Below are 17,026 nucleotides of genomic sequence, written 5' to 3'. Positions count from 1 at the left end.
TTCCATTGCCCGTGATGCCGGGCGCACCGCCGCGACGGCGCGCCCGGCAGGCATTGCGTCACTGGCGTCCGTAGGTATCGTCGAAGCGGACGATGTCGTCCTCGCCGAGGTACGCGCCCGACTGCACTTCGATCAGCTCGAGCGGCATCTTGCCGGGGTTCTCGAGACGGTGCGACACGCCGAGCGGGATGTACGTCGATTCGTTCTCGGACAGCAGGAAGGTTTCGTCGCCGCGCGTGATGCGCGCGGTGCCGCGCACGACGATCCAGTGCTCGGCGCGGTGGTGGTGCATCTGCAGCGACAGTCGCGCGCCCGGCTTCACGACGATGCGTTTGACCTGGAAGCGCTCGCCCGTGTCGACCGAGTCGTAGTGCCCCCACGGGCGATGGACCTTGCGGTGATCGGTCGCTTCCGCGCCGCGTTCGGCCTTGATGCGCCCGACGATTTTCTTCACGTCCTGCACGCAGGACTTGTCGGCGACGAGCACGGCGTCGGGCGTTTCGACGACGACGAGATTCTGCGTGCCGACACATGCGACGAGCCGGCTTTCCGAATGCGCGAAGGTCGATTCGGCATTCTCGAACAGCACGTGGCCGCGGCCGACGTTCTCGGCATCGTCCTTCGGCAGGATCTGCCAGATCGCGTCCCACGAACCGACGTCCGACCAGCCTGCGTCGAGCGGCACGACGACGCTTTCGCACAGCTGCGGCAGGTTCACGAGCCGCTCCATCACCGCGTAGTCGATCGAGTTCGACGGCGAGGACGCGAACGCGTCGCGGTCGACGCGGAAGAAGTCGCCGTCGTCCTTGCCGCGTGCGACGGCCTGCTCGCAGGACGCGAGGATCTCGGGTTCGAGCTGGCGGATCGCGTTCAGCCACACCGATGCGCGCACGATGAAGATCCCGCTGTTCCACCAGTATTCGCCCGAGGCGACGTACTGCTGCGCGAGTTCGAGATGCGGCTTCTCGACGAAGCGGTCGAGACGGCGCACGTCGAGGTTGCCGGTGCCGGCATCGCCGAGCGGCGCGCCGACGCGGATGTAGCCGTAGCCCGTTTCGGCGCGGCCCGGCACGATGCCCATCGTCGCGATCTTGCCCTGGGCCGCGCAGTGCACGCCGGCCGCGACGGCCGCATGAAAGCGCGGCTGGTCGGCCACCGCGTGGTCGGCCGGCATCACGGTCATCACGGCATCGCCGCCGCCGGCGACGATCCGCAGCGCCGCGAGCGTCAGCGCGGGCGCGGTGTCGCGGCCGAGCGGCTCGAGCATGATCGACGCACGCTTGCCGGTCAGGCGCAGTTGCTCGGCGGTCGTGAAGCGGTGATCCTCGCCGCACACGATCAGCACGTCGTCGTTCAGCGGATGACCGGTCGCGAGGCCGTCGAGCCGCAGCGCGGTGGATTGCAGCAGCGAATGATCGCCGAGCAGGCCGATCAGCTGCTTCGGATAGTGTTCGCGCGACATCGGCCACAGACGCGTGCCCGAACCGCCGGCAAGGATCACCGGCTGCACCGCGACGCGCAGGCTGGCGTCGCTGGCGGCGGAAGAAGAAGGGCGCGTATCGGCTGCCACGGCCGGAGCATTCATGATGACACTCTCCTCGATTGAAGTCAGTGCCTGTTTGTAGCATGAAGTAAATCGACAATAAAACCGGACGCTTTGCAAGATATTCGTCGCACACGGATCCGGGAAAATTTTCCGCGATAGCATCCGCTGCAAATAAAAAAATAAAAAATAATTCGGGTGAGCGCGCTGGAGCCCTTTCCCGTAAAGGGATGCCGGGAACCGTAAAGTTTCCGAAAAAATCCCGATTCACGATCGATTCGGGAAAACGTGCCGAATTAATTCGAGAATGTCGCGGCAAGAATTTCCGATTATTTTTCGAAATACTTGTGCGCTTGAGAAGGGATTTTCTTACCGCTTCAATAGCGTCATGCAACGTTTGAATCGAAGGTGCGGCACGGGCTGCACGAGGAGCTGTTCGGCAAACGCCTGTTCAAAGAGGAAGCGGACATGTTGAGCGTGCTGGCGAGAGTCATCGATATCGCGATGGTCGTGTTGGGGGCGTTGATCGCCGCCGCGCTGCACGGCGGCAGCATCTGGCTCAACGACCTGCAGCGCACGACGGTGCTGTTCGACTGCCTGCTGGTGGTCGTGTTCTTTCCGGCCATCGGCATCTACCAGTCGTGGCGCGGCAAGCGTCTCGTCGGGCTGGTGGGGCGCGTGGCGTTCGCGTGGCTGGTGGTCGAGCTCGCGGGCATCCTGATGAGCTTCAGCTTTCACCAGTCGGGCGACCTGTCGCGGCTGTGGCTGGGTTACTGGGCAGTCGTGACGATGGCGCTGCTTGCCGGCTCGAAGGCCTGCGTGCACGTCGTGCTGCGACAACTGCGCCGCGGCGGCTACAACCTGAAGGCGGTCGCGATCGTCGGCGGCACGCCGGCGGCGCGGCGGCTGATCGCGCAGATGCGCTCGCGGCCGGAAGCGGGCTTCAACCCGGTGTGCGTATACGACGAAAGCGAAGCGCCGGGCGAAGTCGCGCTCGACGACGTGCGCATCGAGCGGCAGTTCGAATCGCTGGTGTGGCTGGTGCGCAGCCGCGCGATCAGCGAGCTGTGGCTCACGCTGCCGATCACGGAGGAGCGCCGGATTCACCAGATCGTGACGGTGTTCCGCCACGACTTCGTGAATATCCGTTTCATCCCGGACGTGCGCACGCTGTCGTTCTTCAACCAGGAAGTGGTCGAGGTGCTCGGCGTGCCGGCGATCAACCTCGCGGCGTCGCCGATCACCGACGTGCGGATCCTGCCGAAGTTCGTGTTCGACCGGCTGTTCGCGCTGGCGGCGCTCACGGCGCTCGCGCCGGTGATGGTGCTGATCGCGTGCCTGATCAAGCTCACGTCGCGCGGGCCGGTGTTCTTCCGCCAGAAGCGCAAGGGCATCGACGGGCACGAGTTCGAGATCTACAAGTTCCGCTCGATGAAAGTGCATCACGAAGTCGCGGGACAGGTCACGCAGGCGACCAAGAACGACACGCGCGTGACGCCGGTCGGGCGGTTCCTGCGCCGCACGAGCCTCGACGAACTGCCGCAGTTCATCAACGTGCTGAAGGGCGAGATGTCGGTCGTCGGCCCGCGGCCCCATGCGCTCGCGCACGACGACATCTACAAGGATCTGGTGAAGGGCTACATGTTCCGCTACCGGATCAAGCCGGGCATCACCGGCTGGGCACAGATCAACGGCTTTCGCGGCGAGACCGACCAGATCGAGAAGATGATGGGACGCGTGAAGCTCGATCTGTACTACATGCAGAACTGGTCGTTCTGGCTCGACATCAAGATCGTCGTGCTGACGCTCTGGAAAGGCTTCACCGGCAGCAACGCTTACTGACGCGCAACGCGCGCGGACACCCCGGTTTCACGAATTTCGAATCATTGGTCACGAGGTCCGACACATCATGAATCTGACTATCATCGGCAGCGGTTACGTAGGTCTTGTCACCGGCGCCTGTCTCGCCGACATCGGGCACGACGTGTTCTGCCTCGACGTCGATCAGGCGAAGATCGACGTCCTGAACAACGGCGGCGTGCCGATCCACGAGCCGGGCCTCAAGGAAGTCATCGCGCGCAATCGCGCGGCCGGCCGCCTGCGCTTCTCGACCGACATCGAGGCCGCGGTCGCGCACGGCGACGTGCAGTTCATCGCGGTCGGCACGCCGCCCGACGAGGACGGCTCGGCCGACCTGCAGTACGTGCTCGCGGCGGCGCGCAACATCGGCCGCTATATGAAAGGCTTCAAGGTGATCGTCGACAAGTCGACGGTGCCGGTCGGCACGGCCGAGCGCGTGCGTGCGGCGGTCGCCGAGGAACTCGCGAAGCGCGGCGGCGACGCGCCGATGTTCTCGGTCGTGTCGAATCCGGAATTCCTGAAGGAAGGCGCGGCGGTCGACGATTTCACGCGGCCGGACCGCATCGTGATCGGCTGCGACGACGACGTGCCGGGCGAACGCGCGCGCGAGCTGATGAAGAAGCTCTACGCGCCGTTCAACCGCAACCACGAACGCACGCTGTACATGGACGTGCGCTCGGCCGAATTCACGAAATACGCGGCCAACGCAATGCTCGCGACGCGCATCTCGTTCATGAACGAGCTCGCGAACCTGGCCGACCGCTTCGGCGCCGACATCGAGGCCGTACGCCGCGGGATCGGCTCCGATCCGCGCATCGGCTATCACTTCCTGTACGCGGGCTGCGGCTATGGTGGCTCGTGCTTCCCGAAGGACGTCGAGGCGCTGATCCGCACCGCCGACGAGCACGGCCAGGCGCTGCAGATCCTGAAGGCCGTGTCGTCGGTGAACGCGACGCAAAAGCGCGTGCTGGCCGACAAGATCGTCGCGCGCTTCGGCGAGGACCTGACCGGTCGCACGTTCGCGATCTGGGGTCTCGCGTTCAAGCCGAACACCGACGACATGCGCGAAGCGCCGAGCCGCGAGCTGATCGCCGAGTTGCTGTCGCGCGGCGCGCGCATCGCCGCGTACGACCCGGTCGCGCAGCAGGAAGCGCGCCGCGTGCTCGCGCTCGATCTCGCGGATCACCCGAGCTGGCTCGAGCGCCTCAGCTTCGTCGACGACGAGGCGCAGGCCGCACGCGACGCCGATGCGCTCGTGATCGTCACCGAATGGAAGGCATTCAAGAGCCCGGATTTCGTCGCGCTCGGCCGCCTGTGGAAGTCGCCGGTCATTTTCGACGGCCGCAACCTGTACGAGCCGGAGACGATGAGCGAGCAGGGCATCGAATACCACCCGATCGGCCGCCCCGGCTCGCGCCAGGCCGTCGCCGCGCGCGTGCCGGGCGCCGCGCGCGCGAACGCGTAACCGGCGCGTTGCCGTTACCCGTCGTTACCCGTTACCGAATCGAGACGCCATGTTCCGCAACATCCTGATCGTCTGTCACGCGAACGTCTGCCGCAGCCCGGCGGCGGAACTGCTGTTCAAGTCGCACGCGGCGTCGCGTGGCGGCCCGCGCGTGACGTTCCACTCCGCCGGCGTGCGTGCCAACGACGGCGACGGCATCGATCCGGTGATGCGCCAACTTCTCGCCGAGCGCGGCGTCGATGCGACGACGCACCGTTCGCGGCGGCTGTCGCGCCGGATCGTGCGCGACGCCGACCTGATTCTCGTCAGCGAGCGCGAACAGATCAAGGCCGTCGAGGCGGTCGATCCGTTCGCGCGCGGCAAGGTCCACCTGCTGGGCAAGTGGGAGGACGCCGAGATCGCGGATCCGCATGGCGGCCCCGAGGCCGACTATCGCGAGAGCTACTCATTGATCGAACGTCTGGTTCAAGGATGGCTGCAAAAACTATGCTGAAACGTCCCATGCGCCCGCTGGCGCTCGCCGTCGCGATGACGACATTCCTGTCGGCCTGCGCGAGCGCGCCCGGCAACTATCTCGACTCGTCGAACCTGAAGGACGAAGGCCGGCAAGGGCAGGCCGAAACCTATCCGGTTCATTACATCGACGCGAAGCTGGTGATGGATCAGCTGCAGAAGCAGCAGGTCGAGCATCCGCTGCCGCCGGGCCGATACACCGATCCGTCGGAGTACGTGTACCGCGTCGGTCCGCAGGACATCCTCGGCGTCACGGTGTGGGATCACCCCGAGCTGACGACGCCGCAGGGCCAGTCGTTCTCGAGCGGCGGCAACACGACGCAGTCGGTCGCGGGCGCGCTGCAGCAGCCGTATACGACTGCGCTGCCGGGCCAGGCCGATCCGTACGGCCAGACGGTCGCCGCCGACGGCACGATCTTCTTCCCGTTCGTCGGCCGCATCCGCGTGGCGGGCAAGACGGTCGCGCAGATCCGCGAGCAGATGGCATCGACCCTCGCGCGCTACGTGAAGAATCCGCAGCTCGACGTGCGCGTGCTGTCGTTCCGCAGCCAGAAGGTGCAGGTGACGGGCGAGGTGAAGCAGCCGGGCCCGCTCGCGGTGAGCGACGTGCCGCTGACGCTCGTCGACGCGATCTCGCGCTCGGGCGGTTCGACCAACGAGGCCGACCTGCAGCGCGTGCGCCTGACGCGCGACGGCAAGCTCTACACGCTCGACGCGAACGGCGTGCTCGATCGCGGCGAAGTGAAGCAGAACGTGATGCTGCAGCCGGGCGACATCGTCAACGTGCCGGACCGCAGCGACAGCCGCGTGTTCATCATGGGCGAGGTCAAGACGCCGGTCACCGTGCCGATGCTCAAGGGCAAGCTGACCATCGCCGACGCGCTGACGGCCGGCGGCGGCATCCTCGACACCGACGCGAACCCGCGCAAGATCTACGTGATGCGCGGGATGCGCGACAACCCGACGAAGCCGGAAGTGTTCCGCCTCGACATGACGCAGCCGGATGCGCTGATGCTGTCGAGCCGCTTCCCGCTCCAGCCGCTCGACGTCGTCTACGTCAGCACGGCCGGCTCGGTGCAGTTCAACCGCGTGCTGCAGCAGGTGTTGCCGACGATCCAGACGATCTTCTACATGCGGCAAATCACGCGCTGATAGCCCGCCGGGGCGGCGCCTGCCCCCCGGCACCACTCAAGCGGGAACGAATGGTGAACACGCAAGCGAAACACTCCTACGCGGATCTGACCGCGAAAACCGAGGAAGAGGACGTCGTCCTCGGCCAGCTGCTCCAGGTGCTCATGGACGACATCTGGCTGCTGCTCGGCATCGCGGTGACCGTCATCGCGATGGCCGGCCTGTACTGCTACATCGCGAAGCCGGTCTATCAGGCCGACGTGCACGTGCGGGTCGAGGGCAACGACAACACGTCGCAGGCGCTCACCCAGACGCAGACGGGCGCGATGATCAACAGCGGTCCGCAGCAGGCGCCGACCGAAGCGGAAATCGAGATCATCAAGAGCCGCGGCGTCGTCGCGCCGGTCGTCGAGCAGTTCAAGCTGAACTTCTCGGTCGCGCCGAAGACGCTGCCGGTGCTCGGCAGCCTGGCCGCGCGCGTCGCGACGCCGGGCGAACCGGCGCGTGCGTGGTTCGGCCTGCGCTCGTACGCATGGGGCGGCGAAGTCGCCGACATCGACACGATCAACGTCGTGCCCGCGCTCGAAGGCAAGAAGCTGACGCTGACGGCCGGCCCGAACGGCACCTACACGCTGGTCGACCAGAACGGCAACCGTCTTCTGTCGGGCCGTGTCGGCGAATCGGAGCAGGCAGGCGGCGTGACGCTGCTCGTGCAGAAGCTCGTCGCGCGTCCGGGCACGCAATTCACGGTGGTCCGCTACAACGATCTCGATGCGATCACCGGCTTCCAGTCGGGCATCCAGGTGTCCGAGCAGGGCAAGCAGACGGGCGTCGTCCAGATCTCGCTCGAAGGCAAGGACCCGGATCAGACCGCCGCGATCGCGAACGCGCTCGCGCAGTCGTACCTGAACCAGCACGTGATCGCGAAGCAGGCCGAAGCGACCAAGATGCTCGACTTCCTGAAGGGCGAGGAACCGCGCCTGAAGTCCGACCTCGAGCGCGCGGAAGCCGCACTGACGCAGTACCAGCGCACGTCCGGCTCGATCAACGCGAGCGACGAGGCGAAGGTCTACCTCGAAGGCAGCGTGCAGTATGAGCAGCAGATCGCCGCGCAGCGCCTGCAGCTCGCGTCGCTCGCGCAGCGCTTCACCGATTCGCACCCGATGGTGATCGCCGCGAAGCAGCAGCTCGCGGAACTGCAGGGCGAGAAGGACAAGTTCAGCAACCGCTTCCGCAGCCTGCCGGCCACCGAAGTGAAGGCCGTCCAGCTCCAGCGTGACGCGAAGGTGGCCGAGGACATCTACGTGCTGCTGCTGAACCGCGTGCAGGAGCTGTCGGTGCAGAAGGCCGGCACGGGCGGCAACATCCACCTCGTCGATTCGGCGCTGCGCCCGGGCGATCCGGTCAAGCCGAAGAAGGTGCTGATCCTGTCGGCGGCGGTGTTCCTCGGGCTGATCCTCGGCACCGGCATCGTGTTCCTGCGTCGCAACCTGTTCCAGGGCATCGAGGATCCGGACCGCGTCGAGCGCACGTTCAACCTGCCGCTGTACGGGCTGGTGCCGCAAAGCGCCGAGCAGGTGAAGCTCGACGCCATGGCCGAGAAGGGCGGCGGCCGCGCGCGGCCGATCCTCGCGAGCCTGCGTCCGAAGGACCTGAGCGTTGAAAGCATGCGCAGCCTGCGCACCGCGATGCAGTTCGCGATGATGGACGCGAAGAACCGCGTGGTCGTGCTGACCGGCCCGACGCCGGGCATCGGCAAGAGCTTCCTGACGGTCAACCTCGCGGTGCTGCTCGCGCATTCCGGCAAGCGTGTGCTGCTGGTCGACGCCGACATGCGCCGCGGCATGCTCGACCGCTACTTCGGCCTTACCGCGCAGCCGGGCCTGTCCGAGCTGCTGAGCGACCAGTCGTCGCTCGAGGACGCGATCCGCGAGACGCCGGTGCAGGGCCTGTCGTTCATCTCGGCCGGCACGCGCCCGCCGAACCCGTCGGAACTGCTGATGTCGGCCCGTCTGCCGCAATACCTGGAAGGGCTCGGCAAGCGCTACGACGTCGTGCTGATCGACTCGCCGCCGGTGCTGGCGGTGACCGACGCGACCATCATCGGCCGTATGGCCGGCGCGACCTTCCTGGTGCTGCGCTCGGGCATGCATACCGAAGGCGAGATCGCCGACGCGATCAAGCGCCTGCGCACCGCGGGCGTCGATCTGGAAGGCGGGATCTTCAACGGCGTGCCGCCGAAGGCACGCGGCTACGGCCGCGGTTATGCGGCCGTCCACGAATACCTGAGCGCCTGACCGCATTGCACGAAACCGGGCCGGCGCGAGCCGCATCGGCCCGGCCGACTGGAGAACTTTCGATGAAAATTTCCGTGCTCGTTCCGACCTACCGGCGTCCCGCCGACCTCGCGCGCTGCCTGCTGGCGCTGCAGCGCCAGGCGCGGCTGCCCGACGAGGTGATCGTCGTCGCGCGCCCGGAGGACGATGCCACGCACGAGCGCCTCGCCGATCCGTCGGTCGGCGGCGCGCTGCCGTTGCGGATCGTGCCGGTCGACGTGCCGGGGCAGGTCGCCGCGCTGAACAAGGGGCTCGACTCGGCGCACGGCGACATCGTCGCGATCACCGACGACGACGCGGCGCCGCACGCCGACTGGCTCGCGCGCATTGAGGCCGTGTTCCTCGCCGACCCGCGCGTCGGCGCGGTGGGCGGCCGCGACTGGGTGCACGAGAAGGGTCGCGTGCTCGACGAATCGCGCGAACTAGTCGGCCAGCTCACACTGTCCGGCAAGATCGTCGGCAACCATCACCTGGGCGTCGGCGGCGCGCGCGAAGTCGACATGCTCAAGGGCGCGAACATGAGCTACCGCCGCGCTGCGATCGAGCGGCTGCGCTTCGACACGCGGCTGCGCGGCGCCGGTGCGCAGGTGCACAACGACATGGGTTTCAGCATGCACGTGCAGCGCGACGGCTGGAAGCTCGTCTACGACCCGGCGATCGCGGTCGACCATTTTCCGGCCGAGCGTTTCGACGACGACCGGCGAGACGCCGCGTCGCTGAATGCGATCAGCAACGGCGCGTACAACCTGCACCTGATCCTGCGCGAGCATCTGCCGCCGCTGCGGCGCGAGATCGCGTGGTGGTGGTGGACGCTGGTCGGCACGCGCGTCTACCCGGGTTTCGCGCACGTGCTGCTGTCGCTGCACACCGCGCGGCGCGACCGCGTGCGCGACCACTGGCGCGCGGTGCGCCGCGGCGCGCGCGAGGCGCGCCGCGCGAATCTTGCCCCCCACCGTGCGGCGATGCCGCCGGTGACGTCTTGAACGGGCCGCGCGCACGATGCACGGCCACCCGCGAAGGGCATGAAATGGTCCGACTCCCGCGCTCATTTGATTCGCCTGGAGGGGCGCAGCCTCTCCAGCTCCCTGAAGCTTGCCCGTCGGTGCATCCGACGGCCTGGCGGAGGCTGACATGACTTCGACGAAGGTTCACGTTCACCTGTTTTACGGCGCCGATCCGCGTACCTATCGGCAAGGCGAGAATATCGGCTGCCTGTACGGCTATCACCACGCGGAATCCGACGAATTCCGGCTGACCTATTCGCAGGACCGCCGCGAGAACCGCGTCGCGAGCCTCGCGCGCCGTGCGCTGAAGGCGGCGCTCGGCTTCGACGTCGTGCACGCATGGCGCAATCGCGCCGCGCTGCTGAGCACGGACGTGATCTGGACGCACACTGAGCAGGAGCACCTCGCCGCCGCGCTGGTCCTGAAGCTCGCCGGCGCGCAGGGCAAGCGCCCGCTGCTGCTCGCGCAGAGCGTGTGGCTGTTCGACAAGTGGAACACCTTCGGCGGCCCGCGCCGCTGGCTGTACCGCAAGCTGCTCGCGCGCGCCGACGCGCTGACGACGCTCGCCCGCGACAACGCCGAGCTGTGCCGCCGCTATCTCGGGCGCGAGGCCGAGTTCGTCTACTACGGGCTGAACACGCAGGACTTCCCGCCGGCCGAACCGCAGCAATGGAAGCCGAACCGGCCGCTGCGGATCGCCGCGATCGGCAACGACCGCGACCGCGACTGGCGCACGTTCCTCGCCGCGTTCGGCGGCGACGAGCGCTACGACGTGCGGCTCGCGACGCGCCGCCGCGTGCCGCGCGAGTGGCATGCGCCGAACGTGAAGATCGGCTCGGCATCGGGCCTCGCGAAGCAGCACGAGCTGTACGCATGGGCCGACGTGATCGTCGTGCCGCTGCGGCCGAACTTCCATGCGTCGGGCATCACCGTGATGCTCGAGGCGGCGGCGGTCGGCAAGCCGATGATCGTGTCCGACGTGGGCGGCCTCAGCGACTACTTCCCGCACGACACGGCCGCCTACGTGCCGGCGTTCGACGCAGCGGCGATGCGCCAGGCTGCCGATCGCTTCGTGGCCGATCCGGCCGCCGCGCTCGAATGCGCGCGTGCCGCGGCCGCGTGCCTGCGCGAGCGCGACCTGACCACGCAGGCGTTCGCCGAGCAGCACGTGCGGATCACACGCGACCTGCTGCGCCGGCGTCGCACGCCGGCGGCCGCCGGTCTCGCGATGCCGCTCGCGGATTCGCGCCCGTCGTCGCGGTGAGAGCGGATCGATGAGTACGATTGCCGCCGAACGCGCACCGTCGCGCAGCCGCAGCCGGTTACCCGAACCGAAGCACTGGGTCGGGCAGGCCGGGCTGTGGACGTTGACCGCCGCGCTGATCGCCATTCACCAGGGCAAGGTGCTGACGCTCGCGTTTCCGGTGCTGGCGATCGCGGTCGGCATCTGGCTGTATTTCAAGAGCCCGGCGCGCTACGTCGGCTTCATGTGGTGGGTGTGGTTCCTGAGCCCCGAAGTGCGGCGTCTCGCCGACTGGTCGAAGGGCGCGTTCACGCCGACGAGCCTGATCCAGGTCGCGCCGCTCGCGGTGACGATGATCGCCGGCTTGGGGCTGCTCAGGCATTACCGCGTGCTTGCCCAGCGGCGCGGGATTCCCGTGCTGCTGATGCTGTTCGGGCTGACGTACGCGTACCTCGTCGGGATCGTGTCGAGCGGCGTGATGGCCGCGACCTACGACCTCGCGAACTGGGTGTACCCGGTGCTGATCGGCTTTCACATCATGGTCAACGCGCGCGACTATCCCGAGTACCGCGACGTGCTGCTGTCCACGTTCATGTGGGGCATGCTCGTGATGGGCGTGTACGGGGTCGTGCAGTACTTCGTGATGCCGCAGTGGGACGTGCTGTGGATGATCGGCTCGGACATGGGTTCGCAGGGCGAGCCGGTGCCGTACGGCGTGCGGGTATTCAGCACGATGAACTCGTCGGGGCCGTTCGCGTTCGCGATCATGGGCGCGCTGGTGTTCGTGTTCGCGGCACCGCAGAAGGTCCGCTGGTTCGCGGGCGCCGCCGGTTTCGTGTCGTTCGCGCTGTGTCTCGTGCGCTCGACCTGGGGCGGCTGGGTGATCGCGCTTGCGATCCAGCTCGTGCAGTCGAGCAATCGCGTGCGGATGCGGATCCTGATCAGCGGGGTCGTGCTGGTCGGGCTGTGCGTGCCGCTCCTGACCGTCGGGCCGGTGGCCGACCGGCTCGGCGCGCGCCTGCAGTCGATCACGAACCTGAAGGACGACCGCAGCTACGACGACCGCAACAAGTTCTACGCAACCTTCGCGCAAACGGCGTTCACCGACGTCGCCGGCGAAGGGATGGGCGCGACCGGCGCGTCCACCAAGCTGTCGAGCGACAGCGGCGAGCTCGGCAAGTACGGCAGCTTCGACAGCGGCGTGATGAACGTGCCGTTCGTGCTCGGCTGGCCCGGCACGCTGCTGTACCTGTCGGGTGTCGTGATGCTGCTCGCCCGCACGCTGCGCGCGGCGTTCAAGCTGCGCAAGGACAAGTTCGTCGGCGCATGCCTGAGCCTGTGCCTGTCGGTGTTCGCGATGCTCGTGTTCACGAACTCGCTGATCGGCACGGGCGGCCTGCTGCTGTTCACGGCCATTTTTTCCATACTATCCGCGGCGCACTGGCAAAAGGCACAGCGCCTGCTGGCCGCCGCGCGTTCACGGGGAGGCGACCATTGAGAATCGCGATCGTCACGCACGTCGTGCGACATAACGACGGGCAGGGCCGCGTCAATTACGAAATCGCGCGCGCGGCGCTGGCAGAACACTACGAGGTCACGCTGGTCGCGTCGCACGTCGCGCCCGAACTGCTGGCCGACCCGCGCGTGCGCTGGGTGCCGGTCAAGGTCGGCGGTTTCTGGCCGTCGAATCTCGTCAAGCAGCAGGTGTTCGCGCTCAAGAGCGCGGCCTGGCTGCGCGCGCATCGCGGCGAATACGACGTGCTGCACGTGAACGGCTTCATCTCGTGGATCAAGGCCGACGTGAACACCGCGCACTTCGTGCACGGCGGCTGGTTCAAGAGCCCGTACTACCCGTTCGGCCCGACGAAGGGGCTGTGGTCGGCGTACCAGTACGTCTATACACGCGTGAATACGGCGCTCGAGCGCTGGGCGTACAAGCGTTCGCGCGCGATCACGGCCGTGTCGCAGAAGGTGGCCGACGAGATCGCCGGGCTCGGCATCGACAGCCGCAAGATCAGCGTGATCTACAACGGCGTCGACGGCAGCGCGTTCGCGGGCGCGCAGGCCGATCGCGCGGCGTTCAAGCTGCCGGACGACGCGTTCCTGCTGCTGTTCGTCGGCGACCTGCGCACGCCGCGCAAGAACCTCGGCACCGTGCTGAAGGCGCTGACGAAACTGCCGGTGAACGTCCATCTCGCGGTGGCCGGCTATCTGCCCGGCAGCCCGTATCCGGACGAGGCGCGCGCGCTCGGCATCGCGTCGCGCGTGCATTTCCTCGGGCTCGTGAAGAACATGCCGACGCTGATGCGCTCGGTCGACGCGTATGTGTTTCCTTCGCGCTACGAAGCGATGAGCCTGTCGCTGCTGGAAGCGATGGCGGCCGGGCTGCCGGTCGTCACCGCGCGCACCGCCGGCGGCGCGGAGATCATCACGCGCGATTGCGGGATCGTGCTGGAAGACCCGGACGATCCGGCCGCGCTCGCGCAGGCGATCGGCTCGCTCGCGGCGTCGCGCGACACCTGTCGCGCGATGGGCGACGCGGCCCGCGAACTGATGACCCGTTTCGGCTGGGCCCACATGGGCGCCCAGTACGTCGCGCTTTACCGGCGCATCGGCCAACCCACGCAGCCGTCCGCCTTCGAGCGGGTCGAGCATGCAATCACGCAGGAGCAACCGTGACGTCTCAATCTTCCCGGCCGATCAAATCGTTGCAAATCGGCATGCACTGGTTCCCCGAACGCGCGGGCGGCCTCGATCGGATGTACTACTCGCTCGTCGGCGCGCTGCCGGGCGCGGGCGTCGCGGTGCGCGGGCTCGTCGCCGGCTCGCCGAAGGTCGCCGACGACACGGGCGGTGCGATCCAGGGCTTCGGACCTGCGTCGCAGCCGCTCGCGCGCCGCATGCTCGCCGCGCGCCGCGCGCTGCGCGACGAGATCCGCAGCGAGCGGCCGGACGTGATTTCGTCGCACTTCGCGCTGTACACGTTCCCGGGGCTCGACGTCACGCGCGGGATTCCGCAGGTGTCGCACTTCCAGGGGCCGTGGGCCGACGAAAGCCAGGTCGAGGGCGCCGCATCGCTCGGGCAGCGCGCGAAGCGCTATCTCGAACAGGCCGTCTATACGCGCTCGTCGCGCCTGATCGTGCTGTCGCAGGCGTTCGGCCAGATCCTGACGAACCGCTACGGGATCGATCCGTCGCGCGTGCGCGTGATTCCCGGCTGCGTCGATACCGCGCAGTTCGACACGCCGCTCACGCCGGCCGAGGCACGGCACAAGCTGCAACTGCCGCAGGACCGGCCGATCGTGCTGGCCGTGCGCCGGCTCGTGCGGCGCATGGGGCTGGAGGACCTGATCGACGCGATCGGCCTCGTCAAGCATCGTCACCCGGACGTGCTGCTGCTGATCGCCGGCAAGGGCAAGATCGGCGAGGAACTGCAGCAGCGCATCGACGAAGCCGGGCTGCAGGACAACGTGAAGCTGCTCGGTTTCGTGCCCGACAACCATCTCGCGGCGCTGTACCGCGCGGCGACGGTCAGCGTCGTGCCGACCGTCGCGCTCGAAGGCTTCGGGCTGATCACCGTCGAATCGCTCGCGTCCGGCACGCCGGTGCTGGTCACGCCGGTCGGCGGGCTGCCGGAGGCGGTCGCCGGGCTGTCCAACGACCTCGTGCTGCCGTCGACGGGCGCGGACGCGATCGCGGAAGGGCTCGGCGGCGCGCTGTCGGGCGCGATCGCGTTGCCGGACGAAGCGGCGTGCAAGCGCTACGCGCGCGACCATTTCGACAACGCGGTGATCGCGCGACGCGTCGCCGGCGTGTACGAAGAGGCGATCCAGGCGGCGGGGTAAGCGAACGCGGCGCGTCGCCGCGACGGTCGAGCCGGCATACACGTCCGGTTCGCAGGCCGGCCGCCCGATCCGGGCGAGCCGGCTTTTGTCGTTCGAAGCCGGGCATGCGGCGGCTCGCGCGCCGGGCTCGACACGCGTCGTTCAGGCACGCCCGAGCGTCACGGCCCATACGCCGAACGCGGCCACGCTGACTGCCGCGCCGAGCCCGCAGACACCGATCCATCCCGCGTGCGCATACGTCATCGTCGACGCGATCGCGCCGAGTCCGCTACCGATCGAATAGAACAGCATGTAGCAGCCGACGAGGCGCGCATGCGCATCGGGCCGCGCGCCGAGGATCATGCTCTGGTTCACGACATGGACGGCCTGCCCGCCGACGTCGAGCAGCACGATGCCGACGACCAGCAGCGCGATCGACGTACCGGTGAACGCGAGCGGCAGCCACGAGCATGCGAGCAGTGCGAGCGCGGCGCCGGTCGTCGCTTCGCCGAGCCCGCGATCCGCGAGCCGGCCCGCGCGCGCGGCGGCCGCCGCACCCAGTGCGCCGACGAGCCCGAATGCGCCGATCTGCGTATGCGACATCGCGTGCGGCGGCGCGCTCAGCGGCAGCACGAGCGCGCTCCAGAAGATGCTGAACGCCGCGAACATCAGCAGCGCGATCGCCCCGCGCACACGCAGCACGCGCTCGTTGCGCAGCAGCGTGACCATCGAACCGAGCAGCGCTGCGTAGCCGATGCGCTCGCGCGGCGCGTCCGCATCGGGCAACAGCCGCGCCAGCGCGATCAGCATCGCGATCGCAAGTGCGCCCGACACCAGGTAGACCGCACGCCAGCCGGCGATATCCGTGACGACACCCGCCAGCGAACGTGCGGCCAGCAGGCCGATCACGACGCCGCCCTGTGCCGCGCCGACCACGCGGCCGCGCTCGCCGGCCCCCGCAAGCGCGGCCGAGCAGGCGATCAGCCCTTGCGTCATCGCGGTGCCGAGCAGCCCGACCGCGACCATGCCCGCCAGCAACGCGACGCGCGTCGACGCGGCGGCCACGCCGATGCAGGCCGCCGTCAGCAGCAGAAGCTGGACGGCGAGCAGGCGTTTGCGGTTCAGCAGGTCGCCGAGCGGCACGACGAACAGCAACGCGAGCGCGCAGCCGAGCTGCGTCGCCGTGATGACGCCGCCGACCGTCGCCTGCGATACGCGGAAATCGCGGGCGATCGAATCGAGCAGCGGCTGCGCGTAGTACACGTTTGCGACGCTTGCCGCGCAGCAGACGGCCAGCAGCGCGACGAGCGCCGTGGATACGCGCGCGCGATCGGCCGGGCGCGCGGCACGCGATGTCGCGCTGGACGCGACGGTTCCCGAACGACAAGACGATTCCATGGGCTGCCTCGCACTCGCTTAAGTAGTTGCAATTTGAAACCAGTGTAAGTGTAGGAAAAGTAGTTTTAAAATGCAACTTGTGGGGCGGCGGGCAACGGGTCCGCGCACCGACGTGCCGGGCGCGTGCGAAGGCGACCGGCGCGACAGCGGAGAACAACATGGCCAGGCAGAAAAGTCTTGCGGATTCGCCGTGCCCGGTGGCACGGGCGACCGATATCGTCGGCGATCGCTGGGCGTTGCTGATCGTGCGCGACGCGTTCGACGGCGTGCGCCGGTTCGGCGATTTCCGCGCGAGCCTCGGCGTCGCGAGCAATATCCTGTCGGACCGGCTCAGGATGCTGGTGGACGCGGGCGTATTCGACGTCGTGCCCGCGTCGGACGGCAGCGCGTATCAGGAGTACGCGTTGACGAAGAAGGGCGAGGGGCTGTTTCCGGTGATCGTGATGCTGCGGCAGTGGGGCGAGGCGAACCTGTTCGCGCGCGGCGAGCCGCATTCTGTCCTGGTCGAGCGCAAGACGGGCCGCGCGATCCGCAAGCTCGCGCTGCGGCACGACGATGGTCGGCCGTTGAAGGCGGCGGATACGGTCGTGCGGAAAGTGGGCGACGAGCGGGGGTGATACGGGCGTGATGATCCGGACGTGATGACCCCGGACGCCGTGCCCAGGACGCCGTGCGACGCAAGGACCGTGTCTTTACCGTTGCGCGGCGT

The 17,026-nt window shown here is 68.0% G+C and carries 13 protein-coding genes; 11 read left to right on the top strand and 2 right to left on the bottom strand.

The annotated features are described in order from the left end of the window. Positions 1-58 precede the first annotated feature (58 nt). Entirely contained in the window at positions 59-1,585 is a 1,527-nt protein-coding gene (locus tag DID99_RS23005; protein ID WP_124646464.1) for a mannose-1-phosphate guanylyltransferase/mannose-6-phosphate isomerase, read from the bottom strand. A 426-nt stretch (positions 1,586-2,011) separates the two neighbouring features. On the opposite strand from DID99_RS23005, the gene DID99_RS23000 reads away from it, so the two are divergent. The 10 genes from DID99_RS23000 to DID99_RS22955 all read left to right on the top strand — a co-directional run bounded on the left by DID99_RS23000 (position 2,012) and on the right by DID99_RS22955 (position 14,940). Then, on the top strand, positions 2,012-3,385 hold the full coding sequence (locus tag DID99_RS23000; RefSeq protein ID WP_124486463.1) for an undecaprenyl-phosphate glucose phosphotransferase: 1,374 nt from the start codon (positions 2,012-2,014) through the stop codon (positions 3,383-3,385). A gap of 67 nt (positions 3,386-3,452) precedes the next feature. Beyond that, positions 3,453-4,868, top strand: a complete 1,416-nt coding sequence (locus tag DID99_RS22995; RefSeq protein ID WP_124486462.1) for a UDP-glucose/GDP-mannose dehydrogenase family protein — start codon at positions 3,453-3,455, stop codon at positions 4,866-4,868. Positions 4,869-4,917: 49 nt separating this feature from the next. Further along, the gene (locus DID99_RS22990; protein ID WP_124486461.1) at positions 4,918-5,361 is read left to right on the top strand and encodes a low molecular weight protein-tyrosine-phosphatase; all 444 of its coding nucleotides are present in this window, start codon (positions 4,918-4,920) and stop codon (positions 5,359-5,361) included. Beyond that, positions 5,355-6,533: a polysaccharide biosynthesis/export family protein gene (locus tag DID99_RS22985; protein ID WP_044846601.1), complete on the top strand. Its 1,179-nt coding sequence runs from the start codon at positions 5,355-5,357 to the stop codon at positions 6,531-6,533. The genes DID99_RS22990 and DID99_RS22985 overlap by 7 nt, the downstream gene beginning before the upstream one ends. Before the next feature lie 50 nt (positions 6,534-6,583). Beyond that, entirely contained in the window at positions 6,584-8,809 is a 2,226-nt protein-coding gene (locus tag DID99_RS22980; RefSeq protein WP_044846600.1) for a polysaccharide biosynthesis tyrosine autokinase, read from the top strand. A 62-nt stretch (positions 8,810-8,871) separates the two neighbouring features. Further along, a complete protein-coding gene (locus DID99_RS22975) occupies positions 8,872-9,831 on the top strand; it encodes a glycosyltransferase family 2 protein (RefSeq protein WP_044846599.1) in 960 nt (319 codons plus the stop codon). 148 nt (positions 9,832-9,979) lie between these two features. Then, positions 9,980-11,116: a glycosyltransferase family 4 protein gene (locus DID99_RS22970; RefSeq protein WP_124646465.1), complete on the top strand. Its 1,137-nt coding sequence runs from the start codon at positions 9,980-9,982 to the stop codon at positions 11,114-11,116. Positions 11,117-11,126: 10 nt separating this feature from the next. Next, positions 11,127-12,593, top strand: a complete 1,467-nt coding sequence (locus DID99_RS22965; RefSeq protein ID WP_044846597.1) for an O-antigen ligase — start codon at positions 11,127-11,129, stop codon at positions 12,591-12,593. Continuing rightward, on the top strand, positions 12,590-13,774 hold the full coding sequence (locus DID99_RS22960) for a glycosyltransferase family 4 protein (protein ID WP_124646466.1): 1,185 nt from the start codon (positions 12,590-12,592) through the stop codon (positions 13,772-13,774). Before DID99_RS22965 ends, DID99_RS22960 begins: the two co-directional genes overlap by 4 nt. A gap of 41 nt (positions 13,775-13,815) precedes the next feature. Continuing rightward, positions 13,816-14,940 (top strand): glycosyltransferase family 4 protein, encoded by a 1,125-nt coding sequence (locus DID99_RS22955; protein ID WP_124486456.1) that lies wholly within the window; start codon positions 13,816-13,818, stop codon positions 14,938-14,940. Between the two features lie 141 nt (positions 14,941-15,081). Here the strand turns inward: DID99_RS22955 and DID99_RS22950 are convergent, their stop codons facing one another. After that, positions 15,082-16,317: an MFS transporter gene (locus DID99_RS22950; RefSeq protein ID WP_124667579.1), complete on the bottom strand. Its 1,236-nt coding sequence runs from the start codon at positions 16,315-16,317 to the stop codon at positions 15,082-15,084. A gap of 158 nt (positions 16,318-16,475) precedes the next feature. Between DID99_RS22950 and DID99_RS22945 the strand changes: the two genes are divergently transcribed. Continuing rightward, positions 16,476-16,934 carry a helix-turn-helix domain-containing protein gene (locus DID99_RS22945; RefSeq protein WP_124571626.1) on the top strand — a complete coding sequence of 153 codons (459 nt, stop codon included), beginning with the start codon at positions 16,476-16,478 and terminating at the stop codon, positions 16,932-16,934. The last annotated feature ends 92 nt before the right edge of the window (positions 16,935-17,026 follow it).

The organism is Burkholderia sp. Bp8986, assembly GCF_003854225.1.
Lineage (GTDB): Bacteria > Pseudomonadota > Gammaproteobacteria > Burkholderiales > Burkholderiaceae > Burkholderia.
This window is presented reverse-complemented; position numbering and strand designations above follow the sequence as displayed.

Bases quoted from the DNA above. Each gene is read 5' to 3' on its own strand.
- DID99_RS23005 (WP_124646464.1), bottom strand. From the start codon at position 1,585: ATGAATGCTCCGGCCGTGGCAGCCGATACGCGCCCTTCTTCTTCCGCC.
- DID99_RS23000 (WP_124486463.1), top strand. From the start codon at position 2,012: ATGTTGAGCGTGCTGGCGAGAGTCATCGATATCGCGATGGTCGTGTTG.
- DID99_RS22995 (WP_124486462.1), top strand. From the start codon at position 3,453: ATGAATCTGACTATCATCGGCAGCGGTTACGTAGGTCTTGTCACCGGC.
- DID99_RS22990 (WP_124486461.1), top strand. From the start codon at position 4,918: ATGTTCCGCAACATCCTGATCGTCTGTCACGCGAACGTCTGCCGCAGC.
- DID99_RS22985 (WP_044846601.1), top strand. From the start codon at position 5,355: ATGCTGAAACGTCCCATGCGCCCGCTGGCGCTCGCCGTCGCGATGACG.
- DID99_RS22980 (WP_044846600.1), top strand. From the start codon at position 6,584: ATGGTGAACACGCAAGCGAAACACTCCTACGCGGATCTGACCGCGAAA.
- DID99_RS22975 (WP_044846599.1), top strand. From the start codon at position 8,872: ATGAAAATTTCCGTGCTCGTTCCGACCTACCGGCGTCCCGCCGACCTC.
- DID99_RS22970 (WP_124646465.1), top strand. From the start codon at position 9,980: ATGACTTCGACGAAGGTTCACGTTCACCTGTTTTACGGCGCCGATCCG.
- DID99_RS22965 (WP_044846597.1), top strand. From the start codon at position 11,127: ATGAGTACGATTGCCGCCGAACGCGCACCGTCGCGCAGCCGCAGCCGG.
- DID99_RS22955 (WP_124486456.1), top strand. From the start codon at position 13,816: ATGCACTGGTTCCCCGAACGCGCGGGCGGCCTCGATCGGATGTACTAC.
- DID99_RS22950 (WP_124667579.1), bottom strand. From the start codon at position 16,317: ATGGAATCGTCTTGTCGTTCGGGAACCGTCGCGTCCAGCGCGACATCG.
- DID99_RS22945 (WP_124571626.1), top strand. From the start codon at position 16,476: ATGGCCAGGCAGAAAAGTCTTGCGGATTCGCCGTGCCCGGTGGCACGG.